The sequence below is a fragment of the Yunchengibacter salinarum genome (genome assembly GCF_037658235.1).
GTDB classification, from domain to species: domain Bacteria; phylum Pseudomonadota; class Alphaproteobacteria; order Sphingomonadales; family Kordiimonadaceae; genus Yunchengibacter; species Yunchengibacter salinarum.
The window spans coordinates 106,565-126,958 of the sequence record NZ_JBBJLN010000007.1; the positions used below are offsets into that span (position 1 = coordinate 106,565).

17 protein-coding genes are annotated in these 20,394 nt (G+C 64.2%); 12 read left to right on the top strand and 5 right to left on the bottom strand.

Translation table 11 applies throughout. From position 1 onward, the window contains the following. Window positions 1-95 precede the first annotated feature (95 nt). Together WGH93_RS09220 and WGH93_RS09225 are read left to right on the top strand one after the other, a co-directional pair. Window positions 96-1,904 (top strand): EAL domain-containing protein, encoded by a 1,809-nt coding sequence (locus tag WGH93_RS09220; RefSeq protein WP_374764589.1) that lies wholly within the window; start codon window positions 96-98, stop codon window positions 1,902-1,904. A 104-nt stretch (window positions 1,905-2,008) separates the two neighbouring features. After that, window positions 2,009-2,776, top strand: coding sequence for a DUF4389 domain-containing protein (locus WGH93_RS09225; RefSeq protein ID WP_374764590.1), 768 nt, complete (start codon window positions 2,009-2,011; stop codon window positions 2,774-2,776). 131 nt (window positions 2,777-2,907) lie between these two features. On the opposite strand, the gene WGH93_RS09230 is transcribed toward WGH93_RS09225, so the two are convergent. After that, window positions 2,908-3,927: a glycerophosphodiester phosphodiesterase family protein gene (locus WGH93_RS09230; protein WP_374764591.1), complete on the bottom strand. Its 1,020-nt coding sequence runs from the start codon at window positions 3,925-3,927 to the stop codon at window positions 2,908-2,910. Between the two features lie 160 nt (window positions 3,928-4,087). On the opposite strand from WGH93_RS09230, the gene WGH93_RS09235 reads away from it, so the two are divergent. Further along, window positions 4,088-4,618 carry a hypothetical protein gene (locus WGH93_RS09235; RefSeq protein WP_374764592.1) on the top strand — a complete coding sequence of 177 codons (531 nt, stop codon included), beginning with the start codon at window positions 4,088-4,090 and terminating at the stop codon, window positions 4,616-4,618. Next, window positions 4,605-5,558, top strand: a complete 954-nt coding sequence (locus WGH93_RS09240; RefSeq protein ID WP_374764593.1) for a sterol desaturase family protein — start codon at window positions 4,605-4,607, stop codon at window positions 5,556-5,558. The genes WGH93_RS09235 and WGH93_RS09240 overlap by 14 nt, the downstream gene beginning before the upstream one ends. 29 nt (window positions 5,559-5,587) lie before the next feature. Here the strand turns inward: WGH93_RS09240 and WGH93_RS09245 are convergent, their stop codons facing one another. Further along, entirely contained in the window at window positions 5,588-5,794 is a 207-nt protein-coding gene (locus WGH93_RS09245; protein WP_374764594.1) for a hypothetical protein, read from the bottom strand. Between the two features lie 253 nt (window positions 5,795-6,047). Here WGH93_RS09245 and WGH93_RS09250 point away from each other — a divergent pair, with 253 nt between their 5' ends. After that, window positions 6,048-7,229, top strand: a complete 1,182-nt coding sequence (locus WGH93_RS09250; RefSeq protein WP_374764595.1) for a thiolase family protein — start codon at window positions 6,048-6,050, stop codon at window positions 7,227-7,229. Between the two features lie 63 nt (window positions 7,230-7,292). On the opposite strand, the gene WGH93_RS09255 is transcribed toward WGH93_RS09250, so the two are convergent. Next, the gene (locus tag WGH93_RS09255; RefSeq protein ID WP_374764596.1) at window positions 7,293-8,219 is read right to left on the bottom strand and encodes a hydrogen peroxide-inducible genes activator; all 927 of its coding nucleotides are present in this window, start codon (window positions 8,217-8,219) and stop codon (window positions 7,293-7,295) included. 141 nt (window positions 8,220-8,360) lie between these two features. On the opposite strand from WGH93_RS09255, the gene WGH93_RS09260 reads away from it, so the two are divergent. Together WGH93_RS09260 and WGH93_RS09265 are read left to right on the top strand one after the other, a co-directional pair. Next, window positions 8,361-9,020: a carbonic anhydrase gene (locus tag WGH93_RS09260; RefSeq protein ID WP_374764597.1), complete on the top strand. Its 660-nt coding sequence runs from the start codon at window positions 8,361-8,363 to the stop codon at window positions 9,018-9,020. Between the two features lie 45 nt (window positions 9,021-9,065). Next, window positions 9,066-10,727 carry a SulP family inorganic anion transporter gene (locus tag WGH93_RS09265; protein ID WP_374764598.1) on the top strand — a complete coding sequence of 554 codons (1,662 nt, stop codon included), beginning with the start codon at window positions 9,066-9,068 and terminating at the stop codon, window positions 10,725-10,727. Between the two features lie 303 nt (window positions 10,728-11,030). Here WGH93_RS09265 and ssb read toward each other — a convergent pair whose 3' ends face one another. Next, window positions 11,031-11,549 carry a single-stranded DNA-binding protein gene (ssb, locus tag WGH93_RS09270; protein WP_374764599.1) on the bottom strand — a complete coding sequence of 173 codons (519 nt, stop codon included), beginning with the start codon at window positions 11,547-11,549 and terminating at the stop codon, window positions 11,031-11,033. 189 nt (window positions 11,550-11,738) lie between these two features. Between ssb and WGH93_RS09275 the strand changes: the two genes are divergently transcribed. From WGH93_RS09275 to WGH93_RS09290, 4 genes are all read left to right on the top strand, one after another. Further along, a complete protein-coding gene (locus tag WGH93_RS09275; protein ID WP_374764600.1) occupies window positions 11,739-12,296 on the top strand; it encodes a hypothetical protein in 558 nt (185 codons plus the stop codon). A 165-nt stretch (window positions 12,297-12,461) separates the two neighbouring features. Beyond that, window positions 12,462-15,326, top strand: coding sequence for an excinuclease ABC subunit UvrA (uvrA, locus tag WGH93_RS09280; protein ID WP_374764601.1), 2,865 nt, complete (start codon window positions 12,462-12,464; stop codon window positions 15,324-15,326). A gap of 62 nt (window positions 15,327-15,388) precedes the next feature. Further along, window positions 15,389-16,078, top strand: a complete 690-nt coding sequence (locus WGH93_RS09285; RefSeq protein WP_374764602.1) for a methyltransferase family protein — start codon at window positions 15,389-15,391, stop codon at window positions 16,076-16,078. 70 nt (window positions 16,079-16,148) lie between these two features. Then, window positions 16,149-17,708: a DUF4139 domain-containing protein gene (locus WGH93_RS09290; protein WP_374764603.1), complete on the top strand. Its 1,560-nt coding sequence runs from the start codon at window positions 16,149-16,151 to the stop codon at window positions 17,706-17,708. Here the strand turns inward: WGH93_RS09290 and WGH93_RS09295 are convergent. Further along, the gene (locus WGH93_RS09295) at window positions 17,695-18,876 is read right to left on the bottom strand and encodes a M28 family peptidase (protein WP_374764604.1); all 1,182 of its coding nucleotides are present in this window, start codon (window positions 18,874-18,876) and stop codon (window positions 17,695-17,697) included. The two genes, WGH93_RS09290 and WGH93_RS09295, sit on opposite strands and share 14 nt — an antisense overlap. 126 nt (window positions 18,877-19,002) lie before the next feature. Here WGH93_RS09295 and trmFO point away from each other — a divergent pair, with 126 nt between their 5' ends. Then, on the top strand, window positions 19,003-20,373 hold the full coding sequence (trmFO, locus tag WGH93_RS09300) for a methylenetetrahydrofolate--tRNA-(uracil(54)-C(5))-methyltransferase (FADH(2)-oxidizing) TrmFO (RefSeq protein ID WP_374764605.1): 1,371 nt from the start codon (window positions 19,003-19,005) through the stop codon (window positions 20,371-20,373). Window positions 20,374-20,394: the final 21 nt, after the last annotated feature.

Sequence of the window (20,394 nt, forward strand, 5' to 3'; positions counted from 1 at the left end):
TTATACCGGCTGCCGGGCGAACATGGTCATATCCGGGCCATGGCGATCCCTGGGATTTCAGCAGGTAACCAAAAACTGAAGGACGACAATCCTCCGTGGTGCAGTTCCAGAATCATTCCCCATACCCCGGCGAACCCGACCTCTCCATCCCGGATGAATTGCTGGGCGCCGGCGTCAGGACGGGGTCCAGCATTGTCAACACAAGCGCGGTCATCAATGGCCTGCCGCTGGGCGTGATGATCTGCGGCCTGGATCTGGACGGCACCCTGCGCATCCTTTTTGTCAATCACATGGCCTCTCGCGTGCTGGAAATAGACGACAGCACCGTGCTTCCCTGCCCGCTGGACAAGGTGTCCGTGTTGCAGGATGCCAACACCTTTTCCAACCATGTGTTTGAAGTGTTCCGGCTGGGCCGCGAGTCCCGCTTCGAGTGGGGCTATCAGACCGGCGCCATGGAACATTATCTCACATCCCAGCTTTACCCGCTCTGGGATCATGAAGATCGGGTCTATCAGGTGGTCTGCACCATTGAGGACCGCACGGCGGAAAAGCTGGCGGAACGCAATCTGCTGCACCACGCCTTTCATGATTCGCTGACCGGCCTGCCCAACCGGGTGCTGTTCCGCAACAAGCTGGAAGAAGCGGTAACCGATTACCAGCGCACCGGCGGCGAGGTGGGCTGCGCGGTGCTGATCGTCAATATCGATCGCTTCCAGCAGATCAACGAAAGCTTCGGCCACAGCGCCGGCGATCGCTTCCTGGTCTCGCTGGCGTCGGCCCTGAAGCGCTGCATCCGCGCCCATGACACGCTGGCCCGCCTTTCGGGGGACGAGTTCGCCATACTGGTGGGGCGCTGCACCGATTTCGACGATGTGGCCGAAATCAGCGACCGGATACACAAGATCACCCGTCAGCCCTTCGATCTGGATGGCAATGAGGTGTTCACCTCCGTCTCGGTGGGGCTGGCCACCACACGGTCCAGTTCCGCCCACCCGGAAGACCTGATCCGGGACGCGGACTTCGCCATGCACACGGCCAAGTCGGCGGGCAAGTCGCGCACGGAAAGCTACAGGCGGGAAAGCCACCAGCGCGCCCGCAGCCAGTTTCATCTGGAAACGGAATTGCGCCGCGCGGTGGAGCGGGATGAACTGGCCCTGCACTATCAGCCACTGGTGGACATCAGAAGCAACACGCTGGTCGGCTTCGAGGCGCTCGCCCGCTGGAACCACCGGGAAAGGGGCTTTGTCTCCCCCGGCGAGTTCATCCCGCTGGCCGAGGAAACCGGCATCATCGTGGACCTGGGCCGCTGGGCCCTGAACGCCGCCTGTGCGCAGGTGCGCCACTGGATCGACCTGAAGGGCGAAGATCGCGCCCTGCCGGTGAATGTGAATGTTTCGGGCATCCAGTTCGGGCGGGATGATGTGGTTGGCATGGTCCAGAGCTGCCTTGAGAAGCACCGGCTCGATGGGCGCTTCATCCGGGTGGAACTGACCGAAACGGCGATCATGGCAAATCCGGAATCCATCAGCGAATGCCTGACCCGGCTAAGGGCCCTGGGCGTGAAAGTGGCGCTGGATGATTTCGGCACCGGCTATTCATCCCTGAATTACCTGCACCATTTCCCCATAGACATCATCAAGATCGACCGGAACTTCATTAACCAGCTTCAATATGACAATGCCCCCTATCGCATTCTGGACATGATCGGCAAGCTGGCCCGCAATCTGGGCAATGATCTGGTGGCCGAGGGGATCGAGGACATGCACCATATCGAAATGCTGCACAGCCTGGATTTCCACAATGTGCAGGGCTTCTTCTATTCCCGCCCCGTACCTGGCGAGCAGGCCACCGCCATGCTGGACGGGGACGTGCCCTGGGATAAGGGCAACAGATCGGGCGGATAGCAACCCCATCTTGACCTGCGCCACGGGAATGCACATCTGTTAAGGTTGGAAAGCATTTCAGCATGTCGGGCGCAAGCAGTGCCCCGCGTGCATGAAAGGGGGGTATGATGGCCGACGAGACCAACAAGGCAAACACCGACGCCGACAGCAAAGCCACCGCGGACGCGACCGATGTGAAAGCGACCGCGGGCAAGACAGCGCAAAAGACCACGGCGCAAAAGCCAAAGACGCAAAAGACCACGGCGCAAAAGCCAAAGACGCAAAAAACCACCGGCGCCCGCCGCGCCACAAAGGCATCGGCAAGCAGCAGCGCAAAATCCGCGACCACCCAGACGAGCGGGAAGCGGCAGGCGACCAGATCACAGGCGGCGCAGACCACCTCGACCAAATCCGCCAGGACAAAAGCGGCGGAAAAGCGGGCCACCAGTGGCTCGGAGCAGGATGTGATTCCGTCCGGCGAGGCCACGGCCCATGGCCAGTCCTCCGCCGGGGCGACGGACTCGGCATCCGAAACGAACACGGCCTCCGCCACAGCGGGGGACAGTGCGCCCGGCGCGGCCCCGCACAGCAATGACGCGGAAGCGCTGGCCGATCTGAAGAACCGGGACTGGCCCGGTATGCTGGCCCGGCTGGTCTTCATGATCCTGTTCGGCGTTCTGGGCTATTTCGCCCTGTTCGTGGCCCTGTTTCTCACGGCGGTGCAGTTCATCGTCACCCTGCTGAAGGCCACGCCCCATGACGGCCTGGGCCGCCTGATCGCGGGGCTTGGGGGCTATGTGGGGGATGTGATGGCCTATCTGGGATTCGCCAGTGATCACAAACCGTTCCCGCTGGGGCGCCCCTTCCCCGACGGCAGGGACGACGCGGACTGAAGAAACCGGCCCTGAACCACCGGGTGGGAAAAGGCGGCGTCAAAGGCCGGCCAGGCCGAAGACAAGTTCTATGCCACTGCGCAACAAAATCAGGGCCAGCAGGGCGACCAGAATGCCTTTCACCATGTCTTTCACGGCGCCCGCTCCCCGCTAATGCGGCCAGGCACGGTGCGGACGGTGGCCGGAAAGTCGGCAAACACGCCGTCCACCCCCATGGCGAACAGGGCCGATAGCTCCGCCTGCACGGAATCGAACCGCGCGGGCACATCGTCATCCCGGATGGTCCATGCGTGCACGTCCAGCCCCAGATCATGGGCACGCGCCAGGAAATCGCTGGTCCCGTCATCGTCGAACAGCAGCCGCTTGTCCGCGCCGATGGCATCCACCACGTCCGCATATGGGGCGATGGGGGTGCTGATGGTGCCATCCTCCCGGCGATAGACATTCAGAACCAGCGGCTTCACCCCCGCCTCGGCCAGCCGGCGCAAATAAGGGCCGTTGAAGCTTTGCACATAAACCGGCAGCCCCAGCGACTCCACAACATCCAGCGCGGCGAGCAGCGGCTCCGTCGGGTCCAGCCCAAGGGATATGAACAGGTCCGGGCGCTTGATTTCAGGATACACCCCCACGGGGCGATCATAGGCGGCCACGGCGGCGATCACCTCCCACAGGGTCATCACCGGATAGCGGCCATCATGGCCCTGCCCCCGCTCCGGGCGCGGTTGGCGCACACGCAGGCCGCGCAGTTCCTTCAGGGTGAAATCGAAAACGAACCAGTCCTCCCGCCCTTCAAAGGTGCGCTTGCGATCGCGGAAGCGGGGCAGGTCCGCCACATTGGTGGTGGTGGACAGGTAAATATCGTGCCGCACCACCAGATGGCCGTCCCGCGTCATCACCAGATCGGGCTCGATATAATCCGCGCCCTGTTCCATGCCGAGCAGATAGGCGGGCAGGCTGTGTTCCGGCAGCAGTCCACTGGCGCCGCGATGGGCAATGACCAGCGGATGGCTTGGACCGGCGGCCTGATCCGCCGTCCGGTCGGAAGCGGGCACCATGGTCACCGCCAGCAGCGCCAATGCCAGAAAGGTCAGCACCGGGCGCATGAATGCCAGCACGCCCGCCTCTTCCCCTTGTTGCTCCGAACGCCGCATTTCCGCCCTCCCATTGTTCATCGCGCTTCAAGGTGCCCCATTCCGCCCCCTCCCTCAAGAACGGGCTTTCCCCACCCTGTACCCTGTCACCCGTCGGGCATGGTGGCCCCCGGCGGGCAAAAGACTTGACGGTCCAGAAATTCTGCCGTGCAATGTTTCCATGGACCCGGTCATAATCATCGCCGCGGGTGTCGGCGTTCTGGCCCTGAGCTGGCTGGCAACCCGCCTGTATCCCCCGCCGCCGCCCCTGACGGACGCGGAAGTGCGCGGCCATGTGGCGCGACTGTACCCGGATGCGACGGTCGATGACATGCTGTTTTTCAATGATGGCCATCTGGCGCTGGCGTTTCTGACGCCGGAAAGCGCGGCCCCGGCGGCGGCCGCCTTGATCTGGCGCTTCGGTCGCGGCGTCGTGGTGCGCACCATGGCCGATATACGAGCCGCCCGGCTGCTGGGCGACGCGGCAAGGACCGGCAAGGCCGAAGATGACGGAGCGAGCGAGGCGGATTTGACCCTTGCGCTGGATTTCATGGACCCGACCACACCAGGGCTGAAAGTGCGCGGCACGGCAAGCACCCTTGATCGTGTCATGGCGGCCCTTCCCGCCACTGCCCTGCCCGCCTCTGCCCGGCCACACTCCGCCGAAGCCACGCCCCCGCACAAGGAGGCATCCCGCCATGCCGCTTATTGATCTGCCCAATGTGGTGCAATGGGCCGTCCCCGGTTTCATCCTGCTGGTGGCGCTGGAAATGGCCTATGGGCATTTTTCCGGGAAAGTGCGTTTTGAAGGCCGCGACACGGCCACCTCGCTCATCATGGGTCTGGGCAATTCAGTGATTGGCGGGCTGACGGCGGGTGCCTTTCTGGTGTTGAGTTATCAGGTCTGGCAATGGCGGCTGTGGGATCTGGGCCATGCCTGGTGGGTCTTTCTGCTGGCCTTCGTGCTGGATGACCTGGCCTATTACTGGATTCACCGGCTGGGCCACCGGATGCGCTGGATGTGGGCGGCGCATGTGATCCATCATTCCAGCCAGCATTATAATCTGTCCACGGCCCTGCGCCAGACATGGACCGGCAAACTGACCCCCGGCTTCCTGATCCGCTGGCCGCTTTTCCTGATCGGGATTGAGCCGGTGATCGTGCTGTTCGTGGCGGGGCTGAACCTGATCTATCAATTCTGGATACACACCGAAGCGATCCGGTGTATGCCCCGCTGGTTCGAGGCCGTCATGAACACGCCCAGCCATCACCGGGTGCACCACGCCACCAACCCTCGCTATCTGGACGCCAATTATGCCGGTGTCTTCATCGTCTGGGACAAGCTGTTCAACACCTTCGAGCCGGAACGCGCAGACGATCCGCCCCGCTATGGCCTGGTGCGGGATATCGCTACCTTCAACCCGATCAGGGTGGCCTTTCACGAATGGCTGGGCATTTTCAAAGACATGGCCAGCGCCGAAAGCCTGAAGGCCCGGCTGATGTTCCTGCTTGGCCCGCCCGGCTGGACACCGGACGGCAGCCGCCAGACCAGCGACATGATCAAGGCGGACTGGCAGCGCCGCCAACAGGGGGAAGCCAAAACAACCGCCGACACCGAAAGCACCGCCCCCACCATGGAAGCGGCGCGGTAACACCGGGCCCGGCGCGCGGTGGATGTGCGTCAGCTTTCGTCGTCAGGCCCGGCCTTGGACCGCGCCCGCCGGTCCAGCGCCCAGGCCAGAAGGGCGCCCGCAAGCGCCCCCATCAGCGCCCCTTCAAACCCGGCCACGGCGGTGGTCAACCCGGACAGAATGGCCCCGATAACCAGGCCAAGAAAAATGAAAAACCCGATACGGGATGCCGTGGCGGCTGGAACGGGATCGGTCATGAATGGTCTCCTTCGCGCGGGCACCCGCACCGGGGGCCTCGCGGGGCAAATGAACCGGGCGGCAGGATCGGCGCGACATTAAGCCCCTGTGCGCGATGGGTCAAATGGCACCATGTCGCGGCCCTCACCCTGGCCCGGCTGGTTTTCCCTCTTGTCAATTCGTGCAGATTTGCCACAGTGAGCCCCCGAATATGGCCGGTTCGTTTCCGGCTCCCGCACCATGGCGGGCATATCTGTCTTTAAGGAGGAAGCAATGAGCGAGGACCCCATCGTAATCGTAGGCATGGCCCGCACGCCCATGGGTGGGCTGCTGGGCGATCTGGCCAGCGTGCCGGCCCATCAACTGGGCTCAGAGGCGATCAAGGCCGCGCTCTCGGACGCCGGCATCGGCGGCGACGTGATCTCGGAAACGATCATGGGCTGCGTGCTTCCGGCGGGTCTGGGCCAGGCCCCCGCGCGGCAGGCCATGCGCGGCGCGGGCGTGGATGACAAGACCGGCGCCGTTACCCTGAACAAGGTATGTGGCTCAGGCATGAAGGCCATGATGCAGGCCCATGACAGCCTGATCGCGGGCAGCAATGACATCGTGATCGCGGGCGGCATGGAAAGCATGTCCGGCGCGCCGCACATGATGCCCGCCGGGCGCACCGGCATCAAATTCGGTGATGGCAAGCTGGTGGACCATATGGCCTATGACGGCCTGACCGATGCCTATGAAGGGCTGCCCATGGGGCTGTATGCGGAAAACTGCGCGGAAAAACATCAGTTCACCCGCGACCAGCAGGACGCCTACGCGATAGAAAGCGTGAAGCGCGCCCAGAAGGCCATTGAAGACGGCGCCTTTGACGACGAGATCACGCCGGTCACCATCAAGACCCGCAAGGGCGACATCGAGGTGAAGATTGACGAGCAGCCCGGCAAGGCGCGGCTGGACAAAATCCCCGAACTGCGCCCCGCCTTCAAGAAAGACGGCACCATTACCGCCGCCACCGCAAGCTCCATTTCGGACGGTGCCGCGGCCCTGATCCTGATGCGGGCCAGCGAAGCGGAAAAGCGCGGCCTGAACCCGGTTGCCCGGCTGGTGGCCCATGCCACCCACAGCCATGAGCCGGAATGGTTCACCACCGCCCCGGTACAGGCCATGGAGAAAGTCATGTCACGGGCGGGCTGGACCCGCGACGACGTGGACCTGTTCGAAGTGAACGAGGCGTTCGCCGTGGTGGCCATGGCCGCCATGAAGGAACTGGGCCTTGATCACGACAAGGTGAACATCAATGGCGGCGCCTGCGCCATGGGCCACCCGATCGGCGCTTCGGGCGCGCGCATTTCCGTAACCCTGCTGAACGCCATGCGGCGCCACAAGCTGAAAAAGGGCATTGCATCCCTTTGCATCGGCGGCGGCGAAGGCGTGGCCGTGGCGCTGGAAATGATGTAACGCCCGGCGAATCTACCGCATGAAGGGCCGGTGCCGCCCCTGCGTGGCACCGGCCTTTTTCATTCAACTGGAAACAATCACCACGCCTTGCAGGCGCTCATAGCAGATGCGCCGCATCAGGCGGGCGATTTCCCGGTAAAGCTGCCGGTGCGGGCTGTTACGGCGCCACGCCAGCACCACCTGCCGCCTGATCTGGCCGGTGTCGATATCCAGCACCGCCACATCGCTGCGCGGCTCGATCTCCGACTTCACATAAAGCGCGGGCAGAAAGGCCAGCCCCATGCCCATGCCGATCATCTGGCGCAGCGTATCAAGGCTGGTGCCTTCATAATCCCGCATCAAGTGGGCGCCGAAGCGATCCGCCAGCGTCTTCACCTGCTCGAAGAAGCGGTAGCGTTCCTCGATCGCCAGCAGCTTTTCGCCCTTCAGATCGGCGCCGGTGATGGATTTCTTCGCGCTCAACGGATGGTCCGGCGGGGCGGCGAGCCTCAAGGGTTCCTCGAACAGCGGATCATAGCTCAACTCCCCGGTGTCAAGGGGCAGGCTCACCAGGATCAAGTCATGGCGCCCGTCGATCAGCTTGTTTTCCAGATCGCTGGGCGTGTCTTCCCGCACATAAAGGCTGAGATTGGGATAGGCCGCGTGCAGATCGGTGATCACCTCCGGCAGGAAATAGGGGCCAAGCGTCGGCGGCACACCCAGGCGATGCGTTCCCGCCGGACCATCGGAAGCGCTCCGCGCCCTGTCAATGAAAACGCCATATTCATGCAGCACGCTTTCGGCCTGCCCGATCAAGTCCCGCCCCAGGGCCGTGGGAATGGCGCCGCGCCGGGAGCGTTCCAGCAAGGTAACGGCAAGCGACTGTTCCAATGCGGAAATCTGCGCCGTCAGCGTGGGCTGGGATACGCCCAGGCGCTCCGCCGCGCCGCGAAAGCTGCCCGCCTTGGCCACGGTCAGAAAATACTTCATCTGACGGATGGTCGGCTCCATCACCCCTCCTATAGCCAACGGCTATCAATAATTCTTCAAGACTTCTGTATCCTTGCACAGGACGGACACCATATCCACTGCATATGCTGAACCATACCGGGTCAGCCGACCGGCAACCCCTGTACAAGAAAGAGGCCCGACATGGACAAGATCCTATCCGGCGTATCCCGCTTCCAGAAAGACGTATATCCCGAACATCAGGAACTGTTCGAGGAACTGGCCAATGGCCAGGCGCCCGAAGCCCTGTTCCTCACATGCTCCGACAGCCGGGTGGACCCGAACATGATCACCCAGACCAAGCCGGGCGACCTGTTCATCTGCCGCAATGCCGGCAATATCGTGCCGCCCCACCTGTTGCAGGGCGGCGGCATGACCGCCAGCATCGAATTTGGCGTGGCGGCCCTGAATGTGAAGCATCTGATCGTCTGCGGCCATACGGATTGCGGCGCCATGAAAGGCGCCCTGAACCCCAATGGGCTGGATGCCCTGCCCCATGTGCGCGACTGGCTGAGCCACAGCTTCGCCGCCGTATCCGTGGTCAAGGAACTGAACACACCGGAAGATGAATTGCTCGACCGGCTGACCGAGCACAATGTTCTGCTGCAACTCCAGCACCTGCGCACGCACCCGGCGGTGGCGGCCAAACTGGCGACCGATGAACTGCAACTGCACGGCTGGGTTTACGACATTGAATCCGGCGAAGTGCGCGCCTATGATTTCGACAGCCGCACCTGGCTGCCGCTGGGTGAGGCGGAGCGCATCAAGCATCATCTGGGTGACCATACCCACGCCGCCCAGTAAATCGCTCCTACCCCAGTAATCCGCCATTCCCCAGGAGTGACACGTATGAAACTGTTGGATTTTTCCAATCTGCGCGGCGATATTTTCGGGGGCATCACAGTGGCCGTCGTGGCCCTGCCGCTGGCCCTCGCGCTTGGCGTGGCGTCCGGCGCGGGGCCGATCGCAGGCATGTACGGCGCCATCATTGTGGGCTTTTTCGCCGCCCTGTTCGGCGGCACACCCACCAACATCACCGGCCCCACCGGGCCAATGGTGGTGGTTTTCGGCGGCCTTTACGCGGCCTTTTCCGGGCGGCCCGACCTGGCCTTTACCGCCGTGGTGCTGGCCGGCCTGATTCAGATCGCCATGGGCGCCTTCAAGGTGGGGGAATATATCCGCCTGGTGCCCTATCCGGTGATTTCCGGCTTCATGACCGGCATCGGCGTCATCATCATCATCCTGCAATTCGGTCGCCTGCTGGGCCATGAAGCGCCTCCGGGCGTGCTGGGCGCCCTGGGGGCCCTGCCCGCGGCTGTGGCCGACATCAATATGGGTGCGCTGGCTGTAGGCGCCGTCACGCTAGCCGTGATTTTCACCTGGCCGATGAAATGGGGGAAATATTTCCCCGCCCCGCTGGCGGCCCTGTTCGCGGGCGTGCTGGCCAGCATGGTCATTCCCGGCGGTGCGCCGATTCTGGGGGATATCCCCAGCGGCTTACCCAGCTTCCACATGCCCATGTTTGAAGCCGACGCCATGACAAAGGTGATCGAGGCCGCGGTGGTTCTGGCCCTGCTGGGCGCCATTGACAGCCTGCTCACCTCTCTGGTGGCGGACAACATGACCCGCACCCGGCACGAATCCAACCGGGAGCTGTTCGGCCAGGGCATCGGCAATACACTGGCGGGCCTGTTCGGGGCCGTTCCCAGTGCCGGGGCCACCATGCGCACGGTGGTAAACATCCGCACCGGCGGTCGGACCAACCTGTCCGGCATCATCCATGCCCTCGTGCTGTTCCTGATCGTCATTGCCCTTGGTCCGCTGGCCGCCAAAATCCCCCATGCGGCACTGGCGGGCATTCTGGTCAAGGTGGGCTATGACATCATTGACTGGAACTATCTCAAGCGCGCCCACAAGGGCCCGCGGCTGGACCTGATCCTGATGGCGTTGGTGCTGGGCATCACCGTTTTCGTGGACCTGATCACCGCCGTGGCCGCTGGTGTGGTTCTGGCGGCACTGGCCTTTATCCAGCAGCTCGCCAAATCCCAGCTTGAGGAAATCATGCAGGCTCGCGGCGCCATGGACGACCCGGAAGAAATCGCCGAGGTGGAAAAGTCCAATGGCCGGATCAACCTGTTTTCCTTTGGCGGCCCGCTGAGCTTCGGCGCGGCGGCGGACATCAGCCACCGTCTGCGGGAAGAGGTGAAGTACCATGAAAAGGTCATGGTGCTGGATTTCTCCCGCGTGCCCTTCATGGATGTGTCGGCGGCCAACGCTGTGGAAACCATTGCCCGCGATGCCCATGAAGCCGGGAAATGGGTCTTTCTGGCTGGCACCAATGAAAAAGTCCGCGCCGTACTGGCCGGCTTGGGATCGGACCATCACATTCCCTCGGACGGCTATTTCGACACACGCCTTGAAGCCCTGAAGCACGCCAACAAGGTGCTTGCCAAGGATGACGCCGAAAATGGCACGGACCCGTCGGATGGACAGCCGGCACCTGCCACCTGATGAAATAAGGGCGGCCCGGATGGGCCGCCCTTTCTTTTTTTTGATTTCACGCTTGGGCGCTGACGCGCCCCGCTCCAAATGGGCGCCGCACGAGCGGCGGGCCACGCTTGTGGCCTCCGCTCATCCCGCGCAGTGGCGGGATGGCGGTAGAAGCAACGTCCGGGGGTGTTTACCGCTCACGCAAGCGTGCTGCGCACGCGCTCCGCGAGGGCGCCGCACTGGCGGCGGGCCACGGTCGCGGCCTCCGCTCATCCCGCGTTTGGCTGGATGGCGGTAGGAGCGACGCCGGTATGGGGTGTGGGTCTAAAACGGGATTTCGTCGTCCAGATCGTCATGGCCGCCACGGCCACCGCCCTGGGAACCACCCTGGGCGCCACCTTGAGGGCCACCCTGGGCGCCGCCATAATCACCGGCGCCATAGCCCGGATCGCCCTGAAAACCGCCGCCGGCATCACCGCCGCCACCGCCGCCCTTACTGTCCAGCATGGTCAGCTCGCCGCGGAATTTCTGCAACACAATCTCGGTGGAATAGCGGTCCTGCCCGCTCTGGTCGGTCCATTTCCGGGTCTGCAACTGGCCTTCGATATAGACCTTGGACCCCTTGCGCAGATAATTCTGCGCCACCTTGGCCAGATTGTCATTGAAGATCACCACCCGGTGCCATTCCGTCCGCTCCCGGCGTTCGCCGGTATTGCGGTCGCGCCATGTCTCCGACGTGGCCACGGCCAAATTGACCACCGGGCTGCCATCGTTCAGGCTGCGCACGTCCGGGTCCCGCCCCAGATTGCCCACGATGATCACCTTGTTCACGCTCCCTGCCATAATAATCGCCTTTTCTTCTCCGGGGATGGGCTCATGGTTTCGCGCACTCTAGACCAAGCCATGTTCCCCACACAATGACCGTTTTGGTGCCTGCGTGCCGGGCCAGGGATAAACCAAAAGCCGGTTGGGTTCGCGCGGTGTGCCGGGTATGCTGCCACCAAGCGCCCTCTTGCCAACGGGAGAGAGACCATGCGCCGCCTGGCCATCCATACCGCGCTGATGCTTGTCGTGGCCGCCGTGTTCCCGCCCGCCGGGCCGGGTGCGTTTGGCCAGCAGGCCGAGTCCGAAACACGCCGGGGCTGCGCCGGGCAGGACGGCTTCCACGCCTTCGATTTCTGGCTCGGCACCTGGGATGTGACAAGCTGGCAGGACAACAAACCCCAGGGCCGCAACCATATCCGCGCCCTGGAAGATCACTGCCTGATCATGGAACAATGGCAGGGCAAGGGGGGCTCGTCAGGCCGGTCCATCAATTATTACAACCCCGTCAGCGATCAGTGGCGGCAGGTCTGGATATCGGCGCAGGCCTATGCCATCGACATCACAGGCGGCTGGCGGGACGGCGCCATGCGCCTGACCGGCAGCATATGGTATTACACGTCGGGCAGGCAGCGCCCCTTCCGGGGCATCTGGACCCCGCAAGCCGACGGCAGCGTGCGCCAGCGGTTCGAGCAGAAAGCCGATGACGGCGGGGATTGGCAGGTCTGGTTCGATGGCCGCTACACGCCCGCCAAGGCGGCGGAATAAGCCCAGGGCGGCGACTCTGGCCCGACCGGGCCGGATCATCGAACGCCCGCGCGCCGCGAAGCCCTTGGCCCGGCGCCGCTTATGGCTTTCACCTTGACGCGCCCCCTGCCCGCGACACATCAAAGCCTGTCAAACTCATCCCTCACCCATAAGGGCACCTGACTTATGCTGACACAGATTTCCGTGCGCGGGGCACGCGAACACAATCTGAAATCCGTGGATGTGGATCTGCCACGGGACAGCCTTGTGGTGGTCACGGGGCTCAGCGGGTCCGGCAAGTCATCGCTGGCCTTCGACACCATCTATGCCGAAGGGCAGCGCCGCTATGTGGAATCGCTCAGCGCCTATGCCCGCCAGTTTCTGGAAATGATGCAGAAACCGGACATGGACCATATCGAGGGCCTGTCCCCCGCCATTTCCATCGAACAGAAGACCACCAGCAAGAACCCCCGCTCCACCGTGGGCACGGTGACGGAAATCTACGACTATATGCGGCTGCTGTGGGCGCGGGTGGGGGTACCCTATTCCCCGGCGACCGGCCTGCCGATCGAAAGCCAGACCGTCAGCCAGATGGTGGACCGGGTGCTGGCGCTGGGCGACGGCACGCGGCTTTACCTGATGGCGCCCTATGTGCGGGGCCGCAAGGGGGAATATCGCAAGGACTTTCAGGAACTGCGCAAGAAAGGCTTTCAGCGCGTCAAGGTGGACGGCACCCTGTACCAGATCGAGGACGTGCCGGACCTGGACAAGAAACGCAAGCACGATATCGACGTGGTGGTGGACCGGCTGGTGGTGAAGGACGGCATTAAGCAGCGCCTGACCGACAGCGTGGAAACCGCCCTTTCCCTGTCCGATGGCCTGCTGGCGGTGGAAACCGCCCCGCGTGAGGGCGACGGGGAACGGCATCTGATGTCCGCCAAGTTCGCCTGCCCGGTTTCCGGCTTCACCATTGAGGAGATCGAGCCGCGCCTGTTTTCCTTCAACAACCCCTTTGGCGCCTGCCCGGTCTGCGATGGGCTGGGCGCCCGTATGCATTTCGAGCCGGACCTGGTGGTGCCGGATGGCAGCCGCTCCATCGCCAGGGGGGCGCTGGCGCCCTGGTCCAACAAGGGCACGCAGAACCCCTCCCCCTTTTACGGGCAGGCGCTCAAGGCGGTGGCGGAGCATCTGGACATTTCGCTGGACACCCCCTGGCAGGACCTGCCGGACTCCGCCCGCCACGCCATTCTGTACGGGACGGGATCGGAGTCGGTGCGCATCCTGTACAAGGACGGCAAACGCCGATTCGAGGTGAACAAGCCCTTTGAAGGCGTCATTCCCAACATCACCCGCCGCTGGCGGGAAACGGAAAGCAACTGGGTGCGCGATGAACTGGACAAATATCAGGCCAGCGCCCCCTGCGACGCCTGCGGCGGTCACCGCCTGAAACCCGAAGCGCTGGCCGTGAAGGTGGACGGGCGCCATATCGGCGAAATCACCGAACTGTCGGTCAGGGCGGCCCATCGCTGGTTCACCGATGTGGCGGACAATCTGGGGCCCAACCAGCGCACCATCGCGGACAAGGTACTGAAGGAAATCAATGAACGGCTCGGCTTTCTTGTCAGCGTGGGGCTGGATTATCTCACCCTGTCCCGTGCATCGGGCACGCTGTCCGGCGGGGAAAGCCAGCGTATCCGGCTGGCCAGCCAGATCGGGTCCGGGCTGACCGGCGTGCTCTATGTGCTGGATGAGCCCAGCATCGGCCTGCACCAGCGGGACAATGACCGGCTGCTCGCCACGCTCAGAAATCTGCGCGATCTGGGCAATACGGTGATCGTGGTGGAGCATGACGAGGACGCCATCCGCGCCGCCGACCATGTGATCGACATGGGGCCGGGCGCGGGGGAACACGGCGGCCAGGTGGTGGCCGAAGGCACGCCGGAAACCATCATGGCCAGCGAAAACAGCCTGACCGGCCAGTATCTGACGGGCCGTCGCGCCGTCCCCCTGCCCGCCCGGCGGCGCCCGCCGCGCAAGACCCACATGGTCAGCGTGGAAGGGGCCAGCGGCAACAATCTGAAGGATGTGACGGCAAGCCTGCCGCTGGGCCTGATGAGCTGCGTTACCGGGGTCAGCGGGTCCGGCAAATCCACCCTGATCGTTGAGACACTGTACAAGGCGCTGGCACGGGATCTGAACGGCGCCCGCGCCATGCCCGCCCCCCACAAGCGGATCAAGGGCCTGAACAAGCTGGACAAGGTGGTGGATATCGACCAGAGCCCCATTGGCCGCACGCCCCGTTCCAACCCGGCCACCTATACGGGCTGCTTCACCCCGATCCGGGAATGGTTCGCCGGGCTGCCGGAAGCGCAGGCCCGCGGCTACAAGGCGGGGCGCTTTTCCTTCAATGTGAAGGGCGGACGCTGCGAAGCCTGCCAGGGCGACGGCGTGCTGAAGATCGAAATGCACTTCCTGCCCGATGTCTATGTGGCCTGCGATCAGTGCGAAGGCGCCCGCTATAACCGGGAAACGCTGGAAATCCGCTATCGCGGCAAGTCCATCGCGGATGTGCTGGACATGACCGTGGAAGACGGGCTGGACTTCTTCAAGGCCGTGCCCGCCATACGCCAGAAGCTGGAAATGCTGGACCGGGTGGGCCTGTCCTATATCCGCATCGGCCAGCAGGCCACCACCCTGTCCGGCGGGGAGGCGCAGCGGGTCAAGCTGGCCAAGGAGTTGAGCAAGCGCGCCACCGGCAAAACGCTCTATATTCTGGACGAGCCCACAACCGGCCTGCATTTCGAGGATGTGCGCCGCCTTCTGGAAGTGCTGCAAGCCCTGGTGGATCAGGGCAATACGGTGCTGGTGATCGAGCATAATCTGGAAGTGATCAAAACCGCCGACTGGCTGATCGACCTTGGCCCCGACGGCGGCGACGGCGGCGGCGAGATCGTCGCCACCGGCACCCCCGAAGCCGTGGCGGACACCCCCCGCAGCATCACCGGCCAATATCTGAAGGGCATCCTCGCCCGCCACAAGGCGGCGGAGTGACGCGCACACGCCCCCCGTGCTAAACTGGCCATACGCGAAACAGCACGGGGGGAGATCGGGTGATGCTGAAAACGCTCTATCGGGCCTTTGCCGGCCTTGGATCACTGACCATCTGGGCGGCTTTCATCTGGGGCTGGCGGCATGATCCAATGGGGCCGGTCTCTGCGGTCTGGGTCAATCTGGCGCTTTATGGCGGCTTTATCGCCGTTCATATGGCGATGATCACCCCGGCCTTCAAGAAAACCCTGTATGGCGACCGGCGCGGCGGCGGGCTGGAACGGCGTATCTTCGTCAGCGTGGCCGTCCTTACCTGGCTGGCGCTGCTGTATTTTCACCAGCCCCTGCCCGGCCCGGCCCCGGACCTGCCCGCGCCTTTGCGCTTTGTGGGGCTGACCCTGTCGCTTGCGGGCTTCATGGCCTTTACCGGCGGCGCAAGTCAGGACCAGATAGACCGCCTTATCGGCACGCCGGGCCACGAGATCAGCCACAGCCATGATGACAGCACCCCGCTGATGGACAAAGGCGCCTATGGCCGGGTGCGCCACCCCATGTATGCCGGAGCGGTGGTGGCCACGCTGTCCAGCATTCTGATGCACCCCAATGCGGCCCAGGCATTCTGGGCGGTACTGGTCAGCCTGACCTTCATCCTGTTTATCCCGATCGAGGAACGCCAGCTTCTCAAAGCGCGCGGGGACGCCTATCGGCAGTATCGGGAAAAGGTCCGCTGGCGGCTGTTTCCGGGCCTTTGGTGAACGCCGCCTTACGGGTGCCACGATCACCGGCAAGGCTACCCAACCGCCACATCATCCGGGAGTGAAAGCCATGCACCGCCTTGCCCTTTTTCTGGTTCTCAGCCTGTGGCCGCTGCTGTCCGCGGCGGCTGCCGACGACCCGGCGGACAGGATAACCGCAAGGCCAGTGCACGCCACGCTGTATGAAGGGGCCGCCCATATGAGCTTCCGGGCGGAAGTCATGCTTGATGCGGGCGCCAATACCGTCACCCTGACCGGCCTGCCGGAGGACTGGCGCGTTGACCAGCTTCAGGTGACCAGCCTGACGAACGAGGTCAACGTCACGGATGTGAGCCTTCAGCCCGCCACCCGGCCCAATGAAACGGCCCGCATGACGGCCCTGGAATCTGCGATCGCATTGATTCGAGACGATTCGGACATTTTACGGGATCAGGGCAAACGGATCAGAACCCTTATATCCATCCTGAAAAACAGCACCCCGCCCGCGCCGGACACGGCGGACGCCGAGCGCCGCTGGGGTCGCATGGTAGACACCCTGAAAAACCGGATGCAGGGCCTGCAACAGGAACAGCGCCGGATATGGTCAAAGCGCCGGGCACTCATGCAGCGCAAGAAAGCGCTTCAGGTGGAACGGCGCGCCCTGCCCGGACGCATTGACTATCAATCCGCCACCGTGCGGCTGAATGCGCGCTCAGGCACCGAAGCCGTGCTCTCCCTGAAGGGATTGACGCGGCTGGCGGGCTGGTCCCTGGCACCCCGCGCGGCGCTGGATCAGGCAAGCAGCCGGATGACCCTGACCGTCAATGCCCGGCTGCATCAGAAAACCGGGCGGGACTGGCGGGGAATTCCCGTCACGCTGACCACCGCTGCCCCCGATCACTTTCTCAGCGTGCCGGACCCCGGCCCGCACCTGATCACCACGCCGACCGACCGCCCCCGGCCACGCCTGATGCGCGCGGAAGCCAACAAGGCCGACAGCTCCGACAACGACCTGTTCGTCATGCGCCGCACGCTGGCGGAGCCGGTGACCCTGGCCCATGACGCCAGCCTGACCCGCCCCCTATGGCAAAGCGGCATCGATGTGGAAACACAGGTGCGCGTCATGCCGCTGGCCCTGGATCAGGCGATTTTGACGGCCACAGGCCCCTATGACGGCCCGGCGCCGCTGCCCGCAACGCAGATCACCCTGATGCGGGACGGCCTGCCCGTGGGGCACAGCCGAACCGCGCTGATAACGCCCGGCAGCTCTTTCACCCTGCCCTTTGGCCGGATTGACGGGATCACCGTGACCAGCACGCCCATCGCCCGCCCTGATGACGGGGCAGAGGCGCCTACGCCCGAAAAAGGCGCGGACCCGATCATGGTGCGGGAACGCCTTTGGCGCTTCAGCGTAACCAACCGCACCGAAACCGCGCTGCCGGTGCGCCTGATAGCCGTCCAGCCCGGTAGCGATCTGGATAATGTAAGCATAACCACATTGCCGCGCACCACGGAACCGGATGTGCGCAATGCCAATGGCGTTGCGGGCCGGTTCGAGTGGCACATGACCCTCGATCCCGGCGAAAACCGCGATATCCTGTTCGGCTATGGCGTGCGCCACCCCGCCGATATGCGCCTTACCGGTCCTTAACCGCCGACGATGCGGCGGATCGCACCGGCGGCAGGGCGCGCACGAAGGCTTCCGCGAACAGGGCCGCTTCGTGGATCAGCCCCCTGTCGCAGGCGGCCACCGTATCGTCGGGGCGCGCCCGGCGCGGAACCTGCCCCGCCGCATCCCGCGCTCCGATCACCAGACCGGGCAGGCCGTCCCGCATGAAAGGCAGGCTATCGGGCACATCCAGGCCGGTGCGATGGGCTTTCAGGTGGGTGAAGCGCCCGTCTTCCGTCATCAGGCGACCGGCCAGCCGGGTCAGGCCATTATCCGGCTGAACCGGGGTCAGGCCGCCAAAGCGGGTCACCACGCCCAGATCACCGGCGCCCACACAGTCCAGCGCCAGCACCAGTGTCTGCCGCTGACGCAGCTCCTGCCGGTGGCGACGCCAGTAATCCAGCGCACCCAGCCGCAGCGGCCCGGCGGCGGAGGTGACCACCAACCGCACCTCGCAGCCGCGCGGCAGGCGCTCCCACAGGCGGCTGGCGGCCACGGTAGCCGCCGCCACGCCGGACAGATTGTCATTACCCCCCGGCGATGGCCCCAGCCGCACCGCATCAAAGGCCGCCACCATCACCACGGTCAGCAAAGCGGCGCTGACCAGCCATTTGAGCCAGAGCGGCGGCACCACCCCCACGTCCGCCATGATCGGCACGATGGCCGACAGCACGAACAGCACCAGAAGCCCCACAAGGATCTGACGGCGATAACCGGCCTGGCCGGGGCGGAACAGGCTGTCGTTCAAGGGGCTGTCCAGATGAGCGAGAATCAGCACCAGGCGGCGCCCTTCCCCCTTGCTGGCCACCAGATTGGCGGTTTCCAGCCGCGCCAGAAACCATGACAGCGGCCCGCCGCGCCCATCGGCCACCAGCGTCATCAGCACCACCAGCGCCAGTGCCGCGGCGCTGATTATGCCAGCCAGAAACCCCGCCGCCCAGACGCAGGCGATCAGACCCAGCGCCGTCAACGCCAGCGCCACCAATGGCGTGCCGGGAGTATTGAATGGTTCCTCGGTGATGAACAGGCCGGGTATGCCTTCAAGCGGCACGGCCAGTTCCTCCCGCGCATAAAGCTCGTTCTCCGAGCCCGCGCGTCGGTGCGGATACTGCCCCAGCCGATTCAGCACGTCATGAATACCCAGCGCCACGCGCCCCTCTCCTTTCGGGTTTTTGAAACCGCGCCCTTTTTTCCTTAAAATCGCGGGCCAAGTCCAGTACACCCGGCCACAGACAACAGCGGCGCGGCGGACGCCAAATGCACATCAGGAGGTGGCATGAACACCACGACCCCCCACAGCGACATGGCCCCCATTCATGTGATCGGCGGCGGACTGGCCGGGTCCGAAGCCGCATGGCAAGCAGCCAGCCTGGGCGTGCCGGTGATCCTGCACGAAATGCGCCCCGTACGCCAGACCGAGGCCCATCAGACCGACGGGCTGGCGGAGTTGGTGTGCTCCAACTCCTTCCGTTCCGATGACGCGGACAATAACGCCGTCGGCCTGCTTCATGCGGAAATGCGGCGGCTGGGGTCGCTGATCATGGCGGCGGGCGACACCCACAAGGTGCCCGCAGGCTCGGCGCTCGCCGTGGATCGGGACGACTTCTCCGCCCATGTGAGCGCCACCATCGCGGATCACCCGCTGATCACGGTGGAACGCGACGTGGTGGACGGCCTGCCGCCCGCCGACTGGGATAGCGTGATCATCGCCACCGGCCCCCTGACCGATCCGGCTCTGTCGGAAGCAATCCTGAACCTGTGCGGAGAAGAGTCGCTGGCCTTTTTCGATGCCATTGCCCCCATCATTCACAAGGACAGCATTGATTTCGACAAGGCCTGGTTCCAGAGTCGCTATGACAAGGGCGACAGTGCCGACTATATCAATCTGCCGCTGGACCGGGACCAGTACCACGCCTTCATCACCGCCCTGATCGAAGGCGACAAGACCGAATTCAAGGACTGGGAAAAGGACACCCCCTATTTCGAAGGCTGTATGCCGATCGAGGTGATGGCGGAACGGGGGCCTGAAACCCTGCGTTTCGGCCCGATGAAGCCGGTGGGGCTGACCAATCCCCACACCGGGGAGCAACCCCATGCGGTAGTGCAGCTCAGGCAGGACAACAAGCTGGGCACGCTTTACAACATGGTGGGTTTTCAGACCAAGCTGCGCTATGGCGTGCAGGCGGAAACCTTCCGCATGTTGCCGGGGCTGGAAAAGGCCCGTTTTGCCCGCCTGGGCGGCCTGCACCGCAACACCTTCATCAACAGCCCCCGCGTGCTGGACGGGCAATTGCGCATGAAGGCGGACCCGCGCCTGCGCTTCGCCGGGCAGATCACCGGGGTCGAAGGCTATGTGGAGTCCGCCGCCGTGGGCCTGATCACGGGCCGCATGGCCGCCGCCGAGCGCCTTGGCCGCCAGTTACCGCCCTTGCCGAAAACCACGGCGCTTGGCGCGCTCGTCTCTCATATCACCGGCGGCGCGGATGCCAAAACCTTCCAGCCGATGAATGTGAATTTCGGCCTGTTTCCGCCGCTTGAAGGCAAGGTGAAAAAGAAGGAACGCAAACCCGCCATGAGCCAGCGGGCGCGCGCGGCGCTGGAAGAATGGGTCATGGCACAGGAAGGCACCGGCGCGGCGGCGGAATGATCACGCGGCACCGGCCACGGC

Coding starts and splice junctions, on each gene's coding strand:
- WGH93_RS09225 (WP_374764590.1), top strand. CDS start 2,009: ATGATGGCCGACGAGACCAACAAGGCAAACACCGACGCCGACAGCAAA.
- WGH93_RS09290 (WP_374764603.1), top strand. CDS start 16,149: ATGCACCGCCTTGCCCTTTTTCTGGTTCTCAGCCTGTGGCCGCTGCTG.
- WGH93_RS09245 (WP_374764594.1), bottom strand. CDS start 5,794: ATGACCGATCCCGTTCCAGCCGCCACGGCATCCCGTATCGGGTTTTTC.
- WGH93_RS09240 (WP_374764593.1), top strand. CDS start 4,605: ATGCCGCTTATTGATCTGCCCAATGTGGTGCAATGGGCCGTCCCCGGT.
- WGH93_RS09255 (WP_374764596.1), bottom strand. CDS start 8,219: ATGGAGCCGACCATCCGTCAGATGAAGTATTTTCTGACCGTGGCCAAG.
- WGH93_RS09235 (WP_374764592.1), top strand. CDS start 4,088: ATGGACCCGGTCATAATCATCGCCGCGGGTGTCGGCGTTCTGGCCCTG.
- ssb (WP_374764599.1), bottom strand. CDS start 11,549: ATGGCAGGGAGCGTGAACAAGGTGATCATCGTGGGCAATCTGGGGCGG.
- WGH93_RS09250 (WP_374764595.1), top strand. CDS start 6,048: ATGAGCGAGGACCCCATCGTAATCGTAGGCATGGCCCGCACGCCCATG.
- WGH93_RS09230 (WP_374764591.1), bottom strand. CDS start 3,927: ATGCGGCGTTCGGAGCAACAAGGGGAAGAGGCGGGCGTGCTGGCATTC.
- WGH93_RS09285 (WP_374764602.1), top strand. CDS start 15,389: ATGCTGAAAACGCTCTATCGGGCCTTTGCCGGCCTTGGATCACTGACC.
- uvrA (WP_374764601.1), top strand. CDS start 12,462: ATGCTGACACAGATTTCCGTGCGCGGGGCACGCGAACACAATCTGAAA.
- trmFO (WP_374764605.1), top strand. CDS start 19,003: ATGAACACCACGACCCCCCACAGCGACATGGCCCCCATTCATGTGATC.
- WGH93_RS09275 (WP_374764600.1), top strand. CDS start 11,739: ATGCGCCGCCTGGCCATCCATACCGCGCTGATGCTTGTCGTGGCCGCC.
- WGH93_RS09260 (WP_374764597.1), top strand. CDS start 8,361: ATGGACAAGATCCTATCCGGCGTATCCCGCTTCCAGAAAGACGTATAT.
- WGH93_RS09265 (WP_374764598.1), top strand. CDS start 9,066: ATGAAACTGTTGGATTTTTCCAATCTGCGCGGCGATATTTTCGGGGGC.